The organism is Streptomyces sp. NPDC086147, from assembly GCF_040702165.1.
Classification (GTDB): Bacteria; Actinomycetota; Actinomycetes; order Streptomycetales; family Streptomycetaceae; genus Streptomyces.
In genome coordinates this window covers 221,119-241,750 of sequence record NZ_JBFBJO010000001.1, presented here as the reverse complement: position 1 = coordinate 241,750, position 20,632 = coordinate 221,119, and the positions used below count along the sequence as shown (strand labels likewise).

21 protein-coding genes are annotated in these 20,632 nt (G+C 72.6%); 10 read left to right on the top strand and 11 right to left on the bottom strand.

Annotated features, from left to right (window positions below):
* The first annotated feature begins 19 nt into the window (after positions 1–19).
* From afsQ1 to AB0398_RS01180, 5 genes are all read left to right on the top strand, one after another.
* Positions 20–697 (top strand): two-component system response regulator AfsQ1, encoded by a 678-nt coding sequence (gene afsQ1, locus AB0398_RS01200; protein WP_017239746.1) that lies wholly within the window; start codon positions 20–22, stop codon positions 695–697.
* Positions 694–2,223 carry a HAMP domain-containing sensor histidine kinase gene (locus AB0398_RS01195; RefSeq protein ID WP_366371288.1) on the top strand — a complete coding sequence of 510 codons (1,530 nt, stop codon included), beginning with the start codon at positions 694–696 and terminating at the stop codon, positions 2,221–2,223. Before afsQ1 ends, AB0398_RS01195 begins: the two co-directional genes overlap by 4 nt.
* Positions 2,220–2,879 (top strand): hypothetical protein, encoded by a 660-nt coding sequence (locus AB0398_RS01190; RefSeq protein ID WP_366371286.1) that lies wholly within the window; start codon positions 2,220–2,222, stop codon positions 2,877–2,879. The genes AB0398_RS01195 and AB0398_RS01190 overlap by 4 nt, the downstream gene beginning before the upstream one ends.
* A 49-nt stretch (positions 2,880–2,928) precedes the next feature.
* Positions 2,929–3,510, top strand: coding sequence for a VanZ family protein (locus AB0398_RS01185; protein WP_366371284.1), 582 nt, complete (start codon positions 2,929–2,931; stop codon positions 3,508–3,510).
* A 90-nt stretch (positions 3,511–3,600) separates the two neighbouring features.
* Entirely contained in the window at positions 3,601–3,804 is a 204-nt protein-coding gene (locus tag AB0398_RS01180) for a PspC domain-containing protein (protein WP_366371283.1), read from the top strand.
* A gap of 112 nt (positions 3,805–3,916) precedes the next feature.
* Here AB0398_RS01180 and AB0398_RS01175 read toward each other — a convergent pair whose 3' ends face one another.
* Positions 3,917–4,294, bottom strand: coding sequence for a hypothetical protein (locus AB0398_RS01175; RefSeq protein ID WP_366371282.1), 378 nt, complete (start codon positions 4,292–4,294; stop codon positions 3,917–3,919).
* 179 nt (positions 4,295–4,473) lie between these two features.
* Positions 4,474–5,628, bottom strand: coding sequence for an adenosine deaminase (locus AB0398_RS01170; RefSeq protein WP_366371280.1), 1,155 nt, complete (start codon positions 5,626–5,628; stop codon positions 4,474–4,476).
* A gap of 188 nt (positions 5,629–5,816) precedes the next feature.
* Between AB0398_RS01170 and AB0398_RS01165 the strand changes: the two genes are divergently transcribed.
* On the top strand, positions 5,817–6,590 hold the full coding sequence (locus tag AB0398_RS01165) for an alpha/beta hydrolase (RefSeq protein ID WP_366371278.1): 774 nt from the start codon (positions 5,817–5,819) through the stop codon (positions 6,588–6,590).
* A gap of 5 nt (positions 6,591–6,595) precedes the next feature.
* On the opposite strand, the gene AB0398_RS01160 is transcribed toward AB0398_RS01165, so the two are convergent.
* Positions 6,596–7,567 carry a LysR family transcriptional regulator gene (locus tag AB0398_RS01160; protein WP_366371277.1) on the bottom strand — a complete coding sequence of 324 codons (972 nt, stop codon included), beginning with the start codon at positions 7,565–7,567 and terminating at the stop codon, positions 6,596–6,598.
* Positions 7,568–7,629: 62 nt separating this feature from the next.
* Here AB0398_RS01160 and AB0398_RS01155 point away from each other — a divergent pair, with 62 nt between their 5' ends.
* The 3 genes from AB0398_RS01155 (at position 7,630) to AB0398_RS01145 (ending at position 10,749) form a co-directional block, all read left to right on the top strand.
* Complete coding sequence (locus AB0398_RS01155; protein ID WP_366371275.1) at positions 7,630–8,889, top strand: MFS transporter; 1,260 nt, start codon at positions 7,630–7,632, stop codon at positions 8,887–8,889.
* 158 nt (positions 8,890–9,047) lie between these two features.
* On the top strand, positions 9,048–9,695 hold the full coding sequence (locus tag AB0398_RS01150) for a L,D-transpeptidase (protein ID WP_366372324.1): 648 nt from the start codon (positions 9,048–9,050) through the stop codon (positions 9,693–9,695).
* An 82-nt stretch (positions 9,696–9,777) separates the two neighbouring features.
* The gene (locus tag AB0398_RS01145; protein ID WP_366371273.1) at positions 9,778–10,749 is read left to right on the top strand and encodes a sigma-70 family RNA polymerase sigma factor; all 972 of its coding nucleotides are present in this window, start codon (positions 9,778–9,780) and stop codon (positions 10,747–10,749) included.
* Here AB0398_RS01145 and AB0398_RS01140 read toward each other — a convergent pair.
* Positions 10,738–11,028, bottom strand: a complete 291-nt coding sequence (locus AB0398_RS01140) for an STAS domain-containing protein (RefSeq protein ID WP_366371272.1) — start codon at positions 11,026–11,028, stop codon at positions 10,738–10,740. The genes AB0398_RS01145 and AB0398_RS01140 overlap by 12 nt on opposite strands.
* Before the next feature lie 63 nt (positions 11,029–11,091).
* Between AB0398_RS01140 and AB0398_RS01135 the strand changes: the two genes are divergently transcribed.
* Positions 11,092–11,748, top strand: a complete 657-nt coding sequence (locus tag AB0398_RS01135; RefSeq protein ID WP_366371270.1) for an HAD family hydrolase — start codon at positions 11,092–11,094, stop codon at positions 11,746–11,748.
* Positions 11,749–11,814: 66 nt separating this feature from the next.
* Here the strand turns inward: AB0398_RS01135 and AB0398_RS01130 are convergent, their stop codons facing one another.
* The 7 genes from AB0398_RS01130 to AB0398_RS01100 form a co-directional block, all read right to left on the bottom strand.
* Positions 11,815–13,092 carry a thymidine phosphorylase gene (locus AB0398_RS01130; protein WP_366371268.1) on the bottom strand — a complete coding sequence of 426 codons (1,278 nt, stop codon included), beginning with the start codon at positions 13,090–13,092 and terminating at the stop codon, positions 11,815–11,817.
* Between the two features lie 83 nt (positions 13,093–13,175).
* Positions 13,176–13,580, bottom strand: a complete 405-nt coding sequence (locus AB0398_RS01125; protein ID WP_366371266.1) for a cytidine deaminase — start codon at positions 13,578–13,580, stop codon at positions 13,176–13,178.
* Positions 13,577–14,839 (bottom strand): ABC transporter permease, encoded by a 1,263-nt coding sequence (locus AB0398_RS01120; protein WP_366371265.1) that lies wholly within the window; start codon positions 14,837–14,839, stop codon positions 13,577–13,579. The genes AB0398_RS01125 and AB0398_RS01120 overlap by 4 nt, the downstream gene beginning before the upstream one ends.
* A complete protein-coding gene (locus AB0398_RS01115; protein ID WP_366371263.1) occupies positions 14,836–15,954 on the bottom strand; it encodes an ABC transporter permease in 1,119 nt (372 codons plus the stop codon). Before AB0398_RS01115 ends, AB0398_RS01120 begins: the two co-directional genes overlap by 4 nt.
* Positions 15,951–17,666 (bottom strand): ABC transporter ATP-binding protein, encoded by a 1,716-nt coding sequence (locus AB0398_RS01110; protein WP_366371261.1) that lies wholly within the window; start codon positions 17,664–17,666, stop codon positions 15,951–15,953. The genes AB0398_RS01115 and AB0398_RS01110 overlap by 4 nt, the downstream gene beginning before the upstream one ends.
* Before the next feature lie 107 nt (positions 17,667–17,773).
* The gene (locus AB0398_RS01105) at positions 17,774–18,832 is read right to left on the bottom strand and encodes a BMP family ABC transporter substrate-binding protein (protein ID WP_366371259.1); all 1,059 of its coding nucleotides are present in this window, start codon (positions 18,830–18,832) and stop codon (positions 17,774–17,776) included.
* Positions 18,833–19,339: 507 nt separating this feature from the next.
* Positions 19,340–20,563 carry an amidohydrolase gene (locus AB0398_RS01100; protein WP_366371257.1) on the bottom strand — a complete coding sequence of 408 codons (1,224 nt, stop codon included), beginning with the start codon at positions 20,561–20,563 and terminating at the stop codon, positions 19,340–19,342.
* Between the last annotated feature and the right edge of the window lie 69 nt (positions 20,564–20,632).

Genomic DNA, 20,632 nt, shown 5'->3' with positions numbered 1-20,632 from the left:
AATGAGACAGAATGCTGTCGTGCCTTTTCTGTTGCTGATCGAGGACGACGACGCCATCCGCACGGCCCTCGAACTGTCCCTGTCCCGGCAGGGCCACCGGGTGGCCACCGCCGCCACGGGCGAGGACGGTCTCCAGCTGCTGCGCGAGCAGCGGCCGGATCTGGTCGTGCTCGACGTCATGCTGCCCGGCATCGACGGCTTCGAGGTCTGCCGGCGGATCCGCCGGACCGATCAGCTGCCGATCATCCTGCTGACCGCGCGCAGCGACGACATCGACGTGGTCGTGGGCCTGGAGTCCGGGGCCGACGACTACGTCGTCAAGCCCGTGCAGGGCCGGGTGCTGGACGCCCGCATCCGGGCCGTGCTGCGGCGCGGGGAGCGGGAGTCGACGGACTCGGCGACGTACGGCTCGCTGGTCATCGACCGGTCGGCGATGACGGTCACCAAGAACGGCGAGGACCTCCAGCTCACCCCGACCGAGCTGCGGCTGCTCCTGGAGCTGAGCCGGCGGCCCGGACAGGCGCTGTCCCGGCAGCAGTTGCTGCGGCTCGTGTGGGAGCACGACTACCTGGGCGACTCGCGGCTCGTCGACGCCTGTGTGCAGCGGCTGCGCGCCAAGGTGGAGGACGTGCCGTCCTCGCCGACCCTGATCCGCACCGTGCGCGGCGTCGGCTACCGGCTGGACGTCCCTGCGTGAGCCGAGGGATCCTCGCGCGGCTGCGCCTCTCCAGCCTGCGCCTGCGGCTCGTCGTCGTCTTCGCCCTGGTCGCGCTCACCGCGGCCGTCGCCGCCTCCGGCATCGCGTACTGGCTCAACCGCGAGGCGGTGCTCACCCGCACCCAGGACGGGGCGCTCAACGACTTCCGGCAGGAGATGCAGAACCGGGTGGCGACGCTGCCGCTGCGGCCCGGCCAGGAGGACCTGCGGCGGACCGCCGAGCAGATGGCGAGCGGCAGCGCCGGCTACCAGGTGCTGCTGCTCGGCGAGCGGGACGAGGGCAAGCCGATCGTGGGCGCCTCGGACCCGGACGACTTCACCCTGGCCGACGTGCCGCGTCCGCTGCGCGACGCCGTGGACACCCGGCGGCCGGTGACGGACGCCAACCCGTACCCGTACCACCTGTTCTGGCAGCGGACGGAGCGGAATGGGACGCCGTACCTGGTCGGCGGAGTGCGGATCGACGGCGGCGGTCCGGCCGGCTACATGTTCAAGTCGCTGGCGGCGGAGAAGGCCGACCTGAACTCGCTGGCCTGGTCGCTCGGGATCGCCACCGCGCTCGCGGTGGCCGGTTCGGTGCTGCTCGCGCAGGTCGCGGCGACGACCGTGCTGCGTCCGGTGCACCGGCTCGGGGAGGCGGCCCGGCAGCTCGGCGAGGGCAAGCTGGACACCCGGCTGCGGGTGACCGGCGCGGACGAACTGGCCGATCTGACCCGTACGTTCAACGGGGCGGCCGAGTCGTTGCAGAAGAAGGTCGCGGACATGAGCGCGCGGGAGGAGTCCAGCCGCCGCTTCGTGGCCGACATGTCGCACGAGCTGCGGACCCCGCTGACCGCGCTGACGGCCGTCACGGAGGTCCTGGAGGACGAGCAGGACTCCCTGGACCCGATGATCGCGCCGGCGGTGGCGCTCGTGGTGAGCGAGACCCGGCGGCTGAACGACCTGGTGGAGAACCTGATGGAGGTGACCCGCTTCGACGCGGGCACCGCGCGGCTCGTCCTCGACGAGGTGGACATCGCCGACCAGATCACCGCGTGCGTGGACGCGCGCGCGTGGCTGGACGCGGTGGACCTGGACGCCGAGCGCGGGATCGTGGTGCCGCTCGATCCGCGCCGGCTCGACGTGATCCTGGCGAACCTGATCGGGAACGCGCTCAAGCACGGCGGTTCGCCGGTGCGGGTGTCGGTGCGCACGGAGGACGGGGAGCTGGTCATCGCGGTCCGCGACCACGGCCCCGGCATCCCCGAGGAGGTGCTGCCGCACGTCTTCGACCGCTTCTACAAGGCCAGCGCGTCCCGGCCGCGCTCCGACGGCAGCGGTCTCGGCCTGTCGATCGCCATGGAGAACGCACTGATCCACGGCGGTTCGATCACGGCCTCGAACTCGGTGGGCGGGGACGGGGAGGTCGACGGCGCGGTGTTCGTGCTGCGGCTGCCCCTGGACGCCTCCGGGATCACCAGCGAGGTGCGGACCCGCAGCGGTCGGGGAGAGGTGGAGGAAGCGTGAGGCACCGTACCCTCGGGCGCGCGGCCGGTGCGCTCGCGCTCGCCGCCCTGGTCGCCGGATGCGGGATCAGGACGACGTCGGTCCCGGTGGACGCGGGCGCGGCCCCGTCCCGGGTGCCGTGCAGGACGGCCGAGGACGGCGCCTCGGGGACCTCGGTCCCGGGCGTGCCGGTCCGGGTGTTCCTGGTCTGCGGCTCGCAGCTGGAGTCGGTGGACCGCCGGTCGCCGCTGCCGGAGGGGAAGGCGGACGCCGATCCGGTGCGGACGGCCCGGCTGCTGCTCGCGCAGCTCCTCGCGGCGCCGTCGGAGGACGAGCGGCGGGCCGGGTTCACGACCGCGGTGCGCGGTCCGCTGACGGTGGGCGGCGGGTACCGGGGCGACCCGGTGGGCACGCTGCGGCTGAGCCGGCAGCCGGAGGACCTGGCGCCGGTCGCGCTGTCGCAGCTCGTCTGCTCCTTCGGGGAGAGCTCGGCGGGCGCGGGCGACCGCACGGTCCTGCTCGGCGGCCCCGGTCCGTACGCGCCGAAGCGCTACCGCTGCACGGCGGAGCTGCGCGAGCGCCCGGAGTCCGTCCCGCCGACGGCCCCGCCGGCGACCGCGACGGCCTCGCCCTCGGGGCCGGTCCCGGGGTCGCCCCCCGCGGCCCCGACCGGCTGAGTCGCCCCGCGGCGGAACCGATTCCGCTCCCGGGCACGTCTTGGGGGGCGTGCAGCGTCAAGGTTCGGGCGGCAGTGCCGCCGTGGTCGTCCGCGCGACGGGGTTCGTCCTCCTCCTCGCGCATCTGCTGCTCGTCGCCTGGGTCAGCCTGCGCCCACGGGACGTGGCCTGGGTGACCGCGCCGAACACGATCCCCCTGGACGGCCTCCGGGCCGATCTCGCGCTGGGCTCCGCCGAGGCGGCCCGGCTGATCGGCGAGGGCCTGCTGCTGCTCGCCCCGCTGGGGGTGCTGCTCCCGATGGCCGACGGGCGGCTCGACGTGCCCGGCTGGGCCTCCCTGGTCCGGACGGCGGCCGCCGGGGCCCTGGTGTCGCTCGCGGTGGAGCTGTTGCAGACCGCGGTGCCGGGGCAGGTCGTGGACGTGGACTCGGTCCTCCTGAACACGGCGGGCGTGGTGCTCGCGCACCTCCTCCTCGTGCCGGCCGGGCGGACCTGGCTGCGCCGCAGGTCGGGGGCGGGCCGGCCGGGGTCCTCCGGAGGGACGGGCCGGGGCCGGGGTTCCGCCCTGCTGCGGAACGAGGGTTCTCAGGGTGCGACCCCGACGATTTCCAGGGTCCCGATCGCCCGGTAGACCGACGTTTCGTCCCCCTTCACGACGGCAGTATGGAGTCATCGGGAGCCCGGAGGAGCGGCTCCCGGACCGACCTTGAAGGAGCCCACCATGGCCGCACTCATCCGCCCCCGTGACGGACGCGTGATCGGCGGTGTGTGCGCGGCGCTCGCCCGGCGCTTCGGCACCTCCGCGACGACGATGCGTCTGATCTTCCTGGTGTCCTGCCTGCTGCCGGGCCCGCAGTTCCTGCTCTACGCGGCGCTGTGGCTGCTGCTGCCGTCGGAGCGGAAGACGGCGAGCACGGCCTGGTAGGGCCGCCGACACGCGCCGAAGGGGCGCGCGCCCGGGATGGTTCCGGGTGCGCGCCCCTTCGGCGTGCGTACGGGGTCGTACGGCGTGTGCGTACGGGGCCTCGCGGGCCGGGTCAGCCGAGCGGCAGGCCGTTCAGGGGGAGGCCGTTCAGCGGCAGGCCGCCGAGGAGGCCGCCGACCGGGGCGGCACCGAGGGCGCCGGTGGCGGAGGCGAGCGGGAGGTTCTGGGTGGCCTGGCCGGCGGCGGCCGGGAGGGTCCGGGTGACCTGGTCCAGGCCTTGGCCGAGGGCGCCCTGCCCGGCGCCGAGGGACTCGGCGGCACCGTCGGGGAGCTCGGTGAGGCCGTCGCCCAGCGGCACGGTCTGGGTCACCAGGCCGAGCGCGTCGGGGGCGGCGGGCGCGACCGGGGCGGCGGAGGCCGTGCCGGCGGCGGCAGCGGCGAAAGCGGCACCGAGGGCGACGACACCGAGCTTCTTGGCGGACTGCTTCATCTGGGAATCTTCCTTGGGGGAATCCGGGGGCTTCGGGAAAGCCGTGCGGGGAAATCCGGGGAACGGGGAATGCAGAGCGGCTCCGCAACCTAACCAGCGGTGGACCCCGCCGCAAACACCGGAAAGCGGCCGGGTGTCGTGCCTCCCCGGCCGCCTCCGTCCCTCCACGAGGGTTCCGTTCAGCCCTCCGTACCAGAAGATCCGCTGGTCGCGGCGGTCTGCTGGAACAGCCATTCGGACCGGAGCTCGGCGTATCCGGGCTTGATGACCTCATTGATCATGGCGAGTCGTTCATCGAAAGGAATGAACGCTGATTTCATCGCATTGACCGTGAACCACTGCATGTCGTCGAGCGTGTAATCGAATGCCTCGGTCAGCAGCTCGAATTCCCGGCTCATGCTGGTGCCGCTCATGAGGCGGTTGTCGGTGTTGACCGTGGCGCGGAAGTGCAGGGTGCGGAGCAGCCCGATGGGGTGCTCGCCGATCGAGGCGGCGGCGCCGGTCTGGAGGTTGGAGGAGGGGCACATCTCCAGGGGGATCCGCTTGTCGCGGACGTAGGCGGCGAGCCGCCCCAGCTTCACCGAGCCGTCGTCCGCGACCTCGATGTCGTCGATGATCCGGACGCCGTGGCCGAGGCGGTCGGCGCCGCACCACTGGAGCGCCTGCCAGATGGAGGGCAGCCCGAAGGCCTCGCCGGCGTGGATCGTGAAGTGGTTGTTCTCCCGCTTGAGGTACTCGAAGGCGTCGAGGTGGCGGGTGGGCGGGTAGCCGGCCTCGGCGCCCGCGATGTCGAAGCCGACGACGCCGGAGTCGCGGTAGGCGTTGGCGAGTTCGGCGATCTCCAGGGAGCGGGCGGCGTGCCGCATGGCGGTGAGCAGGGCGCCGACCCGGATGCGGTGGCCGTTCGCCCTGGCCAGCCGCTCGCCCTCGCGGAAGCCCGCGTTGACGGCCTCGACGACCTCTTCGAGGGTGAGGCCGCCCTCCAGGTGCTGTTCGGGGGCGTAGCGGACCTCCGCGTACACGACGCCGTCCTCGGCGAGGTCGACGGCGCACTCGGCGGCGACGCGGAAGAGGGCCTCCCGGGTCTGCATGACGGCGCAGGTGTGCGCGAAGGTCTCCAGGTACCGCTCCAGGGACCCGGAGTCGGCGGCCTCCCGGAACCAGACGCCGAGCTTGTCGGGTTCGGTCTCGGGAAGGTCCTCGTAGCCCTGCTCGCGGGCGAGTTCGATGATCGTGCCGGGGCGCAGCCCGCCGTCGAGGTGGTCGTGGAGCAGCACCTTCGGGGCGCGGCGGATCTGGTCCGCGGTGGGGACGCTGTGGGTCTGGCTCGTCATTGCCGCACTCTAGCCCCTACGCGCGTAGAGCGCCCCTCGTGGCGCCCGACTTCCCGTGCGTCCGCGGTGACACCCCCTCGGGCTCGAACGGGCTTGCCGGGCACGACCGTTCGAGGCGGACGCGGCGATACGCAACAGTGACCGTGCGTACGGCTGGCGTACACCTCCGATTCTGAGACTGTTCTGCCATGGCGCACTTCGCACTCGTGGGGCCGCCCGACGCACGGAGACCCCGGCTCGGACGGTCCGTCGCAGGTTCCGGCACGTCGGCGGTGGGCGGCGTGGTGCTGCTGCTCCCGGACGGCGAGCCGTCGTCGAGGCGGCGGGCCTCCGCGCGGGCCCACGCGGCGATGGTCCCGCTCGGGCGCGCCCTGGTGCGGGCGGGCCGGACCGAGGGGCTCGTCGCGCACGTGGTGCGCTACCGGGCGCGCGGCTGGAACGGCGCGGACGCGGACCTCGCGGCGGACGCCTCCTGGGCGGTCGCGGAGGCGGTACGGCGCTACGGCGACGTCCCGGTCTGCCTGGCCGGGCACGGGCTCGGCGGGCGGGCCGCGCTGCGGGCGGCCGGGGAGGAGGCGGTCGGCGCGGTCCTGGCGCTCGCCCCCTGGCTGCCGGAGGACGACGTGGCGGCCGAGCCGGAGCCGGTGCGGCAGCTCGTGGGGCGCCGGGTGCTGCTCGTGCACGGCACGAACGACGCCCGTACGGACCCGGAGCTGTCGTTCCGCTTCGCCCAGCGGGCGAAGAAGGCGAACCGGGAGACCTGCCGCTTCGAGGTGCACTCGGACGGGCACGGGCTGCGCCAGTACGCGGACGAGGTCCGGGCCCTGGCCGCCGACTTCGTCCTCGGCGCCCTCTTCTCCCGGCCGGTCGCCCGCCCGCTGACCGACGCCTTCGCCGCGCCCCCGCCGCTCGGCCTGCGGATGCCGCTGGCGGCGGGGTTCGGGGGCGCGCGGCGGAAGTGACGGCCTCACTCCGCCGGTGAGGGCTCCTTCGGGAGGAGGTGGCCGCGCCGGCCCAGGAGGAACTTCTTGAAGGCGGCCACCGGGGCCGTGTCCGGGTGGCCGTCGAGCCAGGCGACGCCGATCTCGCGGACCGCGCGCGGGGCGGTGACGGTCAGTTCGACGACGCCGGGCCGGGGAACGGCAGGCGGGGGCAGCAGGGCGACGCCGAGGCCGGCGGCGACCAGGCCGCGCAGGGTCTCGGCCTCCTCGCCCTCGAAGGCCACCCGGGGCTTGAACCCGGCCTCCGCGCACAGGTCGTCGGTGATCCGGCGCAGCCCGTACCCCGGTTCCAGGGTCACGAAGGTCTCGTCGGCGGCCTCCGCGAGGCGCACCCGCTTGCGGCCCGCGAGCCGGTGGTCGTCCGGGACGACGAGCCGCAGCCGCTGCTCGTCGAGGCGCCGGGCCACCAGGTCGGGCGCGTCCGGCACCGGTGAGGTCAGGCAGAGGTCGAGGTCGCCGGCCCGCAGCCGTTCGATCATCGCCTCGCCGTAGTTCTGGACCAGGGTGAAGCGGACCCGGGGGTGGTCGACCCGGAAGGCGCGGATGAGCCCGGGGACGGTCTCGGAGCCCATGGTGTGCAGGAACCCGAAGGCGACCCGTCCGGCGGCCGGGTCGGCGTCGGCGCGTACGGTGTCGGCGGCCCGCTCCACCTCGGCGAGGGCCCGCTCGGCGGCGGTGAGGAAGCGGCGGCCGGCCGGGGTGAGGGAGACCGTGCGGCCCCGGCGGGCGAAGAGGGCGACGCCGAGGTCCTGTTCGAGCCGGACCATCGCCCGGGAGAGCGTGGACTGCGGGACGCCCATCTCGGCCGCGGCCCGGGTCACGTGCTCGTGCCGGGCGACGGCGGCGAAGTAGGCGAGCCGGGGCGCGAGCAGCGGTCCCATGTCTTCTTCGTTACTGTTCGGTGACAGCCGGGGCTGTGACCTGTACTCATGCGCCATGGGAACGATTACAGCAGTTCCGTGCATTGGACGCATGAAAGCCGCCGTCCTACGTTCGTGGCATGCCTTCCGCCAGTACCAAGGCGGCCGCCACCCTCGCGTCCGCCGACACCCGTCTCTCCCCCGGTGCCCCCGGCTACCGCCGCATGAGCCTCGCGCTCTTCGCCGCCGGGCTCGCCGCCTTCACCCTCCTCTACTCCACGCAGGCCCTCCTGCCGGCGATCTCCGCCGACTTCGGTGCCACCGCCTCCGCCGCCTCGTGGACGGTCTCCGCCGCGACCGGCGCCCTGGCCCTGTGCGTCCTGCCGCTCAGCGCCCTCTCGGAGCGCTTCGGCCGGCGCACGCTGATGACCGTCTCCCTCTCGGTCGCGGTCGCCCTGGCACTCCTGGTGCCGCTCGCCCCGAACCTGGAGTCCCTGGTCGTGCTGCGCGCGCTCCAGGGCGCGGCGCTCGCCGGGCTCCCGGCCTCCGCGATGGCGTACCTGGCCGAGGAGGTGCGGCCCAAGGCGCTGATCGGCGCGATCGGCCTCTTCGTGGCGGGCAACTCCATCGGCGGGATGAGCGGCCGGATCGTGTCCGGCTGGGTCGCCCAGCTGTGGGGCTGGCGCGCCGGCCTGGCCGCCGTGGGCCTGCTCTCCCTGGCGTGCGCGCTCGCCTTCCGGGCGCTGCTGCCGAAGGCCCGGCACTTCACCCCGGGCACGCTCCACCCGAAGGCGCTGGCGCGCACCGTCCGCACGCACCTGTCCGACCCCCTGCTGATGCGGCTCTACGCGATCGGCGCCCTGTTCATGACGGTCTTCGGCGCGGTGTACACCGTGATCGGCTACCGCCTGGTCGAGGCCCCGTTCTCGCTGCCGCAGGGCGTGATCGGCTCGATCTTCCTGGTGTACCTGGTCGGCACGGTCTCCTCGGCCGCCGCCGGGAAGCTGGTCGGACGGCTCGGCCGGCGCGGGGCGCTCTACCTGGCGGTCTCCACCACGGCCGCGGGCCTGCTGCTCTCGCTCTCCGACGCGCTCCCCGCCGTCCTGGCGGGCCTGGTCCTGATCACGGCCGGCTTCTTCGCGGGCCACGCGGTCGCGTCCTCCTCGGTGAGCCGCACGGCGAGGACGGGCCGGGCGCAGGCCTCGGCGCTGTACCAGTCGGCGTACTACCTGGGCTCCAGCGCGGGCGGCACGCTCGGCGCGGTCGCCTTCCACGCGGGCGGCTGGGCGGGCACGGTCCTGATCGGCCTGGTCGCGGTCCTCGGCGTCGTCTCGATCACCCTGTACGGCACACACAGCGCGCGCGTGGAGGCGCGGCGGATCCGTCCGGCGACCGCCTGACGGCCCGTCCTCCCGGTCGCGCACTTCCCGGGACGGCCCGCAACCGCCAGACTCCCCCGTACGTCTTCGGGGACAGGACTCCAGGGGGTGCAGAGGACATGAGGGAAGTCATACGCCGAACGGGCCGGAGGGCGGCCGTCACGGCCGGTCTGACGGCGATGGTGGTGCCGCTGACGATCGCGCTGGGCACGGGCACGGCGGAGGCCGCGTCCTGCAACGTGACGACCGGCCCGTACCAGAAGCAGGTGGAGAAGTTCCTGGGCCGGCCGGTCGACGGGCGCCAGTCGGCCGCCGACTGCTCGGCCATCCAGGCCTTCCAGAAGAAGCACGGGATCACGCCGACCGCCGGGTACGCCGGGGAGATCACCTGGCGCACCATGAACACGATGCTCCAGCAGAGGGCGGCCGGGAAGAACCCGAACAAGGACCGCGCGTGTCCGACGAACAAGGGCCGGATCGCCTGCGTGGACCTGACGCGGCAGCTGAGCTGGATCCAGGACGGCGCCACGCTGAAGTACGGGCCGGTGCCGGTCCGCACGGGCAAGGACGGGACCGAGACCCGCACCGGCGCGAAGAAGATCTACTGGCGGAACATCAACCACTGGTCGACGCTCTACGACGTCGCCATGCCGTACGCGCAGTTCTTCGACGGGGGCCAGGCCTTCCACTCGACCACCAAGTCGATGTGGAACCCGCCGGGCTCGGGCGGCTGCGTGAACATGACGCCGGCCGACGCGAAGGCGTACTGGAACCTGCTGCGCAACGGCGACGACGTCCACGTCTACGGGCGCAAGCCGGGAACCTGACCCCGGCTGTCAGTGCGCTGCGGTAGCTTCGCTCCCATCGGCACCGGACGGGTGCCGATGAGGGTGAGCGGGGTGTGGACCGATGAGCGACACCGTGGTCGCGACGACCGAGGAACTCGACAAGTACCGCCGTGAGCTGACCGGTTACTGCTACCGGATGCTCGGTTCCTCCTTCGAGGCGGAGGACGCGGTGCAGGACACGATGGTGCGGGCCTGGAAGGCGCTCGACTCCTTCGAGGGCCGCTCCTCGCTGCGGTCCTGGCTGTACCGGATCGCGACCAACGTCTGCCTGGACGCGCTGAACGCGGGGAACAAGCGGGCGCGGCCGATGGACCTGACCTCCCCGACTCCGGTGGAGCGGGCGCAGCTCGTGAAGCAGCCCGAGATCACCTGGCTGGAGCCGGTGCCGGACGGACGGGTGCTGCCCTCGGTGGCGGACCCGGCGGAGGCGGCCGTCTCCCGGGAGACCGTGCGGCTCGCGTTCGTGGCCGCGCTCCAGCACCTGCCGCCCAAGCAGCGGGCGGTCCTCATCCTGCGCGAGGTGCTCGCGTGGCGGGCGAGCGAGGTCGCCGAGCTGCTCGACACCTCCGTGGCCTCGGTGAACAGCGCGCTCCAGCGGGCCCGCGTGACCCTGGCCGAGCAGGCCCCGGCCGCCTCCGACCCGGCGGACCCGCTGGACGAGGAGCAGAAGGCGCTCCTGGAGCGGTACGTGGCGGCCTTCGAGGGCTACGACATGAAGGCGCTGACCGCGCTCCTCCACGAGGACGCGACGATGTCCATGCCGCCGTACGACCTGTGGCTCCGGGGGCACGAGAACATCGTGGGCTGGATGCTGGGCGTCGGCGAGGTCTGCGCGGGCTCGAAGCTGGTGCCGACCGTGGCGAACGGCTCCCCGGCGTTCGCGCAGTACCACCCGGACCCGGCGGGCGGTTTCAGCCCGTGGGCGCTGATCGTCCTGGAGCTGCGGGAGGGCATGGTGGCGGGGATGGACTTCTTCCTGGACACCGAGCGCTGGTTCCCGCTCTTCGACCTGCCGGCGAGGCTAGAGGCCTAGCGTTTCGTCGAGTCCGGTCAGCCGGAGCAAGGCCCGCAGGTCCGGGCCCGCTCCGTGGAGCCGGAGGCGGTGACCGTGCCGGGTCGCCGTGAGCTTCAGCCGGGCGAGGGCGTCGACGGCGGCGAGCCCGGCGGGCGCGAGCGCGCCGGCCTCGCAGACGACCTCGGCGGGCGGGGCGGCGGCGAGCTCCGCGCAGAGCCGCTCGACCTCCTCCGGCCCCGGCCGGGCGCTCAGGGTCACGACGAGGGGCCGGCTGGTGCCCGGCTGGCTGGTGTCCACGTCCGGTGAGACCGGAGCGGGGGCGGGAACTCATCGGAGGGCCCGCTGACTAGGCTCTCGCCCATGACTCTCGAACCCGTCGAACTGGTGATCTTCGACTGTGACGGCGTGCTGGTGGACAGCGAGCGGATCTACTGCCGGGTGGACCGGGAGGTGTTCGCCGGCCTCGGGGCGGAGTTCACCGAGGCGGAGATCGTCGAGCGGTTCGTGGGCTCCTCCCACGAGGTCCTGACGGCGATCCTGGAGGAGCGCATCGGCCGCCCCCTGGAGCCGGGCTGGCACGAGCCCTTCCGGCAGCGGTACGAGGACGCGCTCGACGCCGAGCTGACCGCCGTCGAGGGCGTCGCCGACGTCCTGGACGCGCTGTCCGTCCCGTACTGCCTGGCCTCCAACGGCAGCCACCCCACGATCCGGCGGAACCTCGGCCGCACCGGGCTCCTGGAGCGCTTCGAGGACCGGATCTTCAGCGCCCGCGACGTCGCCCGGGGCAAGCCCGCCCCGGACCTCTTCCTGCACGCCGCCGCCGCGATGGGCGTCCCGCCCGCGCGGTGCGCGGTCGTGGAGGACAGCCCGTACGGCGTCGAGGCGGCCCGCGCCGCCGGCATGCGCGCCTTCGGCTACTGCGGCGGCCTGACCCGCGCGGACCGCCTGACGGGCCCGGGGACGGTGGTCTTCGAGGACATGCGGACGCTGCCGGGGCTGCTGTCGGGCACGCCCTAGGTCCGGCCCTGGTGCGCCGGGCGGGGCCGGTGGGATCCACCGGCCCCGCCCCCGGACGCGTACGCCTCAGGCGATGCGGTCCAGGACGATCGGGGAGGCCGTGAAGGACGTGCCCGCCGGGGCGATGTCCCAGGTGTTCTCCAGGGAGCCCAGGGCGTAGTCGAACTTCTCCGGGGTGTCCGTGTGGAGGGTCAGGAGGGGCTGGCCCGCCGTGACCGTGTCGCCGGGCTTGGCGTGGAGCTCGACGCCCGCGCCCGCCTGCACCGGGTCCTCCTTGCGGGCGCGGCCCGCGCCCAGGCGCCAGGCGGCGATGCCGATGTCGTAGGCGTCCAGGCGGGTCAGGACGCCGGAGGACGGGGCCGTCACGACGTGCCGCTCGCGGGCGACCGGGAGGGTCGCGTCCGGGTCTCCGCCCTGGGCCGCGATCATCCGGCGCCAGACGTCCATCGCGGAGCCGTCGGCGAGGGCCTTCGCCGGGTCGGCGTCCTTGACGCCGGCCGCGTCGAGCATCTCCCGGGCGAGCGCGATCGTCAGCTCGACGACGTCCGCCGGGCCGCCGCCCGCGAGGACCTCGACCGACTCGCGGACCTCCAGGGCGTTGCCGGCGGTCAGGCCGAGCGGGGTCGACATGTCGGTGAGGAGCGCGACCGTCCTCACGCCGCTGTCGGTGCCGAGCTGGACCATGGTGGAGGCCAGCTCGCGGGCGTCCTCGATGTTCTTCATGAAGGCGCCGGTGCCGACCTTGACGTCCAGGACGAGCGAGCCCGTGCCCTCGGCGATCTTCTTGGACATGATGGACGAGGCGATCAGGGGGATCGCCTCGACCGTGCCCGTCACGTCGCGGAGCGCGTACAGCTTCTTGTCCGCCGGGGCCAGGCCGTCGCCCGCCGCGCAGATGACCGCGCCGGTGGTGTCGAGGACGTGCAGCATCTCCTCGTTGGAGAGCAGCGCGCGCCAGCCGGGGACGGACTCCAGCTTGTCGAGGGTGCCGCCGGTGTGACCGAGGCCGCGGCCGGAGAGCTGCGGCACGGCCGCGCCGCAGGCGGCGACGAGCGGGGCGAGCGGGAGGGTGATCTTGTCACCGACGCCGCCGGTGGAGTGCTTGTCGGCGGTGGGACGGGAGAGCGAGGAGAAGTCCATGCGCTCGCCGGAGGCGATCATGGCCGCGGTCCAGCGGGCGATCTCGTCGCGGTTCATGCCGTTGAGCAGGATCGCCATGGCCAGGGCGGACATCTGCTCGTCGGCGACCGCGCCGCGGGTGTACGCGTCGATGACCCAGTCGATCTGCTCGGGGCTCAGCTCGCCCTTGTCCCGCTTGGTCCGGATGACGGAGATGACGTCCATGGGGTGATGCCTCTTTCTACGCGCATAGAGGGGGAAAGGAGGAGCGGCCCTTCCCATCGTGCCGGAAGGGCCGCTCCGAAGTGCTACCGCGACAGGTGGTCCGGGCCGAAGGCCTGCGGAAGCATCTCGGCCAGGGGCAGGAGCCCGGCCGGGGTCTCCAGGACGAGGCCGGGGCCCCCGAACTCGAACAGGAGCTGCCGACAGCGCCCGCAGGGGACCAGGGGCTCGCCCCGGCCGTCCACGCAGACGAAGTGGGTCAGCCGGCCGCCGCCGGTCGCCTGGAGCTGCGAGACGAGCCCGCACTCGGCGCACAGGGCGAGGCCGTAGGAGGCGTTCTCCACGTTGCAGCCGGAGACCGTCCGCCCGTCGTCCACGAGGGCCGCCGCGCCGACCGGGAAGCCCGAGTACGGGGCGTACGCGCGGGACATCGCCTCGCGGGCCGCGACCCGCAGGGCCTCCCAGTCGGACTCGGAGAGCTTCGCGGTCACTTGCCCTGGCCCTTCCGGTAGGGCAGTCCGTCCGCCTTCGGCATCCTCAGGCGCTGCGCCGACAGGGCGAGCACGAGCAGGGTGGTGACGTACGGAGCGGCGTCGACGAACTGGCTCGGGACCTCGTCGGTCAGCGCGTACCAGAGGAAGAACCCGGCGGCGAAGACGGCGGAGACCACTCCGACCACGTACTTCTTCTTGTAGAGCTGCCAGAGGGCGGCGATCACCAGGAGCAGCGCGACCAGGAGCAGCAGCGCGTGGACGTTCTCGGCGCCGCCGCGCAGCTTGAGGCTGTCGGTGAAGCCGAAGAGGCCGGCGCCGAGCGCCATGCCGCCGGGCATCCAGTTGCCGAAGATCATCGCGGCGAGACCGATGTAGCCGCGGCCGCCGGTCTGGCCCTCCTGGTAGATGCCGGTGGCGACGATCGCGAGGAAGGCGCCGCCAAGGCCGGCGAGGGCGCCGGAGACGGTGACGGCGATGTACTTGTACTTGTAGACGTTGACGCCCAGGGACTCGGCGGCGACCGGGTTCTCGCCGCAGGAGCGCAGCCGCAGGCCGAAGGCCGTGCGCCACAGGATCCACCAGGTGGCCGGGATCAGCAGGATCGCGACGACGGTGAGCAGCGACAGGTTGGTGACCAGGCCGCCGAGGATGCCGGCGAGGTCGGAGACCAGGAACCAGTGCTTGGCCTGGAGGTCCTGCAACCAGTCGGAGAGTCCTGGAATCGTGATCTTGGTGATCGCCTCGATGCGGGGGGACTGCTTGGAGGAGCCGCCCGGGGCCTCGGCGAACGTGAAGTTCGACAGGTACTGGGTGAAGCCGACCGCGAGGATGTTGATCGCCACACCGGAGACGATGTGGTTCACGTTGAACGTGACGGTGATGACGGCGTGGAGCAGACCGCCGATCGCGCCGCCGATGAGGCCGAAGAGGACGCCGGTCCAGGGACCCCACTGGTAGCCGGCCCAGGCGCCGAACCAGGTGCCGAGGACCATCATGCCTTCGAGACCGATGTTGACGACGCCCGCGCGCTCGGCCCACAGGCCGCCGAGGCCGGCGAGGCCGATCGGGACGGCGAGCTGGAGCGCGCCGGAGACCTGGCCCACGGAGGTGAGGTCGTTGGCCCCGGAGACGACCCGGACCAGGGAGAAGAGCACGAGGCCGGCCGCGACGATCAGCATGATCCACGGCAGGGTGAGCTTGCGGCGTCCGCCGCCCTTGGGCGCGGCGCTCGGCTTGGTGGCAGCGGCGGTGCTCATGCCGAGACCTCCTTGTCGGTCTTGAGGGCGCCGCCGGCGGCGAGTTCCTCGCCGACCTTCTGCTGCTGGCGGCGGAGGCCGTAACGGCGGACGAGCTCGTAGGAGACGACCACGGCGATCACGATGATGCCCTGCATGATCTTGGTGATCTCCTTCGGGTAACCGAAGGTGTCGAGCGACGAGGACGCCTTGTCGAGGAAGGCGAAGAGGAGGGCGGCGAAGAGGATGCCGACCGGGTGGTTGCGGCCGAGCAGCGCGATGGTGATGGCGGTGAAGCCGACGCCGACCGGGAAGTCGAGGCTGTACGTGTGGGACTCGCCGAGCAGCGTCGGCATGCCGGAGAGGCCGGCGAGCGCGCCCGAGAGCAGCATCGAGGTGAGGATCATCTTCTTGGCGTCGACGCCGCTGGCCTGGGCGGCGGACTCGCTGGCGCCGGTGGCGCGCAGGTCGAAGCCGAACCGGGTGCGGTTGAGGACGAACCAGTAGACGACGCCGAGGGCGAGCGCGACGAAGGTGAAGCCGTAGACGACGCCGACGCCCTGGCCCAGGTCGATGCCGGGGAACCAGCCGGACTCGGCGATCTCACCGGTGGTGAGGTTGTTGGAGCCGGCGGGCTGGACGCCGAAGTTCTTCGGCAGGATCAGCCAGGCCACCAGGGAGGTCGCGATGGCGTTGAGCATGATCGTCGAGACGACCTCGGAGACTCCGCGGGTCGTCTTGAGGATGCCGGCGATGCCGGACCAGAAGGCGCCGGTCAGCATGGCGACGAGCACGATGAGCAGGATGTGCAGCGGGCCCGGCAGCTCGACGGAGGCGCCCACGAGGGCGGAGACCATCGCGGCGAGCCGGTACTGGCCGTCGACGCCGATGTTGAAGAGGTTCATCCGGAAGCCGACCGCCACGGCGAGGGCCGCGAGGTAGTAGATCCCGGTCTGGTTGACGATCAGGACCTGGATGTCGGAGTACCCGGCGTTCTCGATCATGATCCGGATCGGCTCGATCGGGTCGAGTCCGGTCGCGAGCAGCACCAGCACGGTGAGCACGAACGAGGAGACCAGCGCGAGCACCGGTCCCGCCGCGCCCAGGATCAGCCGGTCCTTGTCGAATTTCATCATCGGGCGTCACCGTCTTCGGACTGCTCTTCGGTGCCTTCGAGGTGGCCGGAGGCCGCGCCGGTCATGGCGGAGCCCAGCTCCTCGGGCGTGATGGTGGCGGGGTCGGCGTCGGCGACCAGCTTGCCGCGGTACATGACCCGGAGGGTGTCGGAGAGGCCGATCAGCTCGTCGAGGTCGGCGGAGATCAGCAGCACCGCCAGGCCCTCGCGGCGGGCGTCCCGGATCGCGTCCCAGATCTGCGCCTGCGCGCCGACGTCCACACCGCGGGTGGGGTGGGCGGCGATCAGGAACTTGGGGGCGTGGCTCATCTCGCGGCCGACGATCAGCTTCTGCTGGTTGCCGCCGGAGAGGGAGGCCGCGGTGACGTCGATGCCGGGGGTGCGCACGTCGTACTCGCGGACGATCCGCTCGGTGTCCTGGCGGGCGGCCTTCGGGTCGAGGATGCCGCGCTTGGAGTTGGGGGCCTCGGTGACGTGGCCGAGGATGCGGTTCTCCCAGAGGGGGGCCTCCAGGAGCAGGCCGTGGCGGTGCCGGTCCTCGGGGATGTAGCCGATGCCGCCCTCGCGGCGCTTGCGCACGGAGACCTTGGAGATGTCCTGCCCGTCGAGGGTGATCACGCCGGAGTCCGGGGTGGCCATGCCCATGAGGGCCTCGATGAGCTCGGTCTGGCCGTTGCCCTCGACACCGGCGATGCCCAGGATCTCGCCCTTGTGGATGGTGAGGGAGACGTCGTCGAGGAGCCTGCGGCCCTCGGCGCTCTCCTCCAGGACCGTGGTGGCCCGGGACGGGTCCGGCGGGGCCGCGCTGGTCAGCGGGGCGGCGGCGACGGCTCCGGCCTCGGACAGGACCAGGTTGCGGACCTGGAGCATCGGCACGTCGGTGACGGTCGACTCGCGGGTCTCCGGGGAGGGCAGCTCGCTGCCGACCATCAGCTCGGCGAGCTGCTTGGTGGTGGCGGTCCTCGGGTCGGCGGTGCCGACCGTGGTGCCCCGGCGGATGACGGTGATGTCGTCGGCGACCTTCAGGACCTCGCCCAGCTTGTGCGAGATGAAGATGACGGTCAGGCCCTCGGACTTGAGCTCGCGCAGGTTGTCGAAGAGCGCGTCGACCTCCTGCGGGACGAGGACGGCGGTCGGCTCGTCGAGGATGAGGATCCGGGCGCCGCGGTAGAGGACCTTGAGGATCTCCACGCGCTGGCGGTCGGCGACGCCGAGGTCCTCGACGAGGGCGTCCGGGCGGACCCCGAGGCCGTACTGGTCGGAGATCTCCCAGATCTTCCTCCGGGCCTTGGCGCCGATGCCGTAGAGCTTCTCGCCGCCGAGGACGACGTTCTCCAGGACGGTGAGGTTGTCCGCGAGCATGAAGTGCTGGTGCACCATGCCGATGCCGCGCGCGATGGCGTCACCGGGGCTGGAGAAGGTGACCTGCTCGCCGTCGACGGCGATGGTGCCCTCGTCCGGCTTCTGCATGCCGTAGAGGATCTTCATGAGGGTCGACTTGCCGGCGCCGTTCTCGCCGATGAGGGCGTGCACGGTGCCCTTGCGGACCGTGATGGCGATGTCCTTGTTGGCGACGACGCCGGGGAATCGCTTGGTGATGCCGTGCAGTTCTACGGCAGGGGGGCTGGACGCGTTGATGACGCACTCTCCTTGGCCGGAAGGAGTGGGAGCGGGAGGGCAGGGCGGGGCGAAGCTATCGTGCCAGGGAGACATCTACACGCGTAGCACTGCCGAAAAATGAAAATCCGTACGGGAACGGGGCCCGGCTCCGGTGGGGGTCCCACCGTCGCCGGGCCCTGTGGTCGTTGACCTGCGGTTCCTTACGGAGCGGTCTTGACCGTGATCTTGCCGTCGACGATGTTCTTCTTCGCCTCGTTCACGGCGGCGATGACGTCGGTCATCTTCTTGTACTCCGGGTTGGAGTCGGACAGGCCGACGCCGTCCTGGGCCAGGCCGTAGCGGATCTCGCCGCTCTGCGGCTTGCCGTCCTTGACCGACTTGATCAGGTTGAAGACGGAGTCCGAGACGTCCTTGGTGACCGAGGTCAGGATGTGCTCCTTGTAGGAGGCCAGACCCGCCTGGTTGTACTGGTCGGAGTCGACGCCGATGGCCCACTTGTCCGCGGCGGCGGCGGCCTCGATCGAGCCCGAGCCGGCCAGACCGGCGGCGGCGTAGATCACGTCGGCGCCCTTGTCGAGCTGGCCCTGCGCGGCGGCCTTGCCGAGGTCGGGCTTGGAGAAGCCGTCGAAGTTCGGCGGCTGGGTCAGGTACTGGACGAGCACCTTCGCCTTGGGGTTGGTGTCCTTGACGCCCTGCTCGAAGCCCGCCTGGAACTTCTTGATCAGCGGGACCTCGACGCCGCCGATGAAGCCGACCGTGCCGGTCTTCGACGTCTTGGCGGCGGCGACGCCGGCCAGGTAGGAGCCCTGCTCCTCGTTGAAGACGAGGTTGGCGATGTTCGGGGCGGTCACCGAGGTGTCGTCGATGAGGCCGAAGGTGGTCTTCGGGTAGGCCTTGGCGACCTTGGCGATCGCCGGGGCGTAGGCGAAGCCGACACCGATGACCGGGTTGTTGCCGGCGCGGGCGAGGGCGGTGAGGCGCTGCACCTTGTCGGCGTCGCCCTCACCCTCCGAGGGCTCGGCCTCGGTGCCCTTGACACCGAGCTCGTCCTCGGCCTTCTTCAGACCGGCGTAGGCCGCGTCGTTGAAGGACTGGTCGCCGCGGCCGCCGATGTCGTACGCGATGGCGGCCGTGATGTTCTTCGAGTCCGACGCGGTGCTGGAACCGGTGTCCGTCGAGGACTTGCCACACGCGGTGGCGGAGAGGGCGAGCGCCGCGGAGGCGATGCCCACGGTCGTGATCCTGGTGATCCGGCGCAAGAGGAGGGTCCCTTCAAGACTGACCGAAAGCGCCTCTTCCGGCGCTGGTTTCGCGGCGATCGTAACGCGCGTAGATGTCAGTTAAAGACCCGTTCATGAGTCGTTATCGGATCGTCGCGAACCGGCCGTGCGGGGCGACCGAGGGCGTTCGGCCCGGTACCGCCGGTTATACCGGCGGGGGCGCCCGGTGCGGCGGGGGGCGTGCGGGGGACACGCCGGGCGCTGGGCCGTCCGGGGGGAACGGGTGGGCCGGACGGATGAGGGGTCCGTCCGGCCGGAAAGCATCGCTCGCGCGTACGGCCCGGCCGACGGGCCCCGGCCCGCTCGCGGCCCTGCCCGTGGGCCTCGGACCGTGCGGGCCGGGGGCCGTGCGGGCCGCGCCCATGCGGTCCGGACCCGTGTGGCCCAGACCCGTGCGGCCCGGGCCCGTGCGGCCCGGGCCCGTGCGGCCCGGGCCCGTGCGGCCCGGGCCCGTGCGGTCCGGGCCCGTGCGGTCCGGGCCCGGGGTCAGGACTCCCGCGGCGCGTTCGTGAGGAGGGCCGCCGCCGTGAAGAGTTCCACGGCCGCCTCGATGGCGCTCTCGTCCACGTCGAAGTCGCCGGCGTGCAGGTCGCGGACGCGGGTGTCGCCGGGGACGCGGACGCCCAGGCGGGCCATGGCGCCGGGGACGTGCTCCAGGTACCAGGAGAAGTCCTCGCCGCCGAGGCTCTGCTCGGTGTCCTCGATCGCGTGCACCCCGCGCCGGGCGGTCATGGCGTCGCGGAGCAGTTCGGCCACGGCCGCGTCGTTGACGACCGGGGGGACGCCCCGGACGTAGGTGACGGTCGACTTGGCCCGGTGCAGGGCCGCGATCTCGTCGATCGCCGCGTGCACCAGGTCGGGCGCGTCGCGCCAGGCCGGCAGGTCGAGGCAGCGGACGGTGCCGGAGAGCTCGGCGTGCTGCGGGATGACGTTGGGGGCGTGGCCGGCCTCGATGCGGCCCCAGGTGACCGAGAGGCCCGAGCGGGCGTCGACGCGGCGGGCCAGGACGGCGGGCACGTCGGTGGCGACGCGGGCGGCGGCGGTGACCAGGTCGGTGGTGAGGTGCGGCCGGGCGGTGTGGCCGCCGGGGCCGTCGAGGGTGACCTCCAGCCGGTCGCAGGCGGAGGTGATGGGGCCGGCGCGCAGGCCGATCTTGCCCGCGTCGACCCTCGGGTCGCAGTGGACGGCGATGATCCGTCCGACGCCGTTCAGGGCGCCGGCCTCGACGACGTCGACGGCACCGCCGGGCAGGACCTCCTCGGCGGGCTGGAAGATCAGCCGCACGGCGTTGGGCAGGAGCCCCTGCCGGTCGAGCTCGGCGAGGACCAGTCCCGCGCCGAGGACGGAGGTCGTGTGGACGTCGTGTCCGCACGCGTGGGCGCGGTTGGCCACGGTGGAGCGGTAGGCGACGGTCTTGACGTCCGGGATGGGGAGCGCGTCGAGGTCGGCGCGGATCGCCAGCATGGGCCGGCCGGGGTCCGGCGTGCCGATGTCACAGATGAGTCCGGTGCCGGCCGGAAGGACCTCCGGCGCGAGTCCGGCCGCCTCCAGGCGGGCCTTGAGCGCGGCGGTCGTACGGAACTCCTGCTTCCCGAGCTCGGGGTGCATGTGCAGGTCCCTGCGGAACATGATCAGTTCGTCGCGCAGGGTTGCGGGCAGCTTTCCGGGCAGAGTGGCGGAGCCTGGCTCACGGGACTTCAACTGGTTCACCTTTTGAAGGGTAGGCCTTCGGGGCGGTCAACTGCCCGTTGATCACGAAAAGTTCAACCCGTTAGGGGA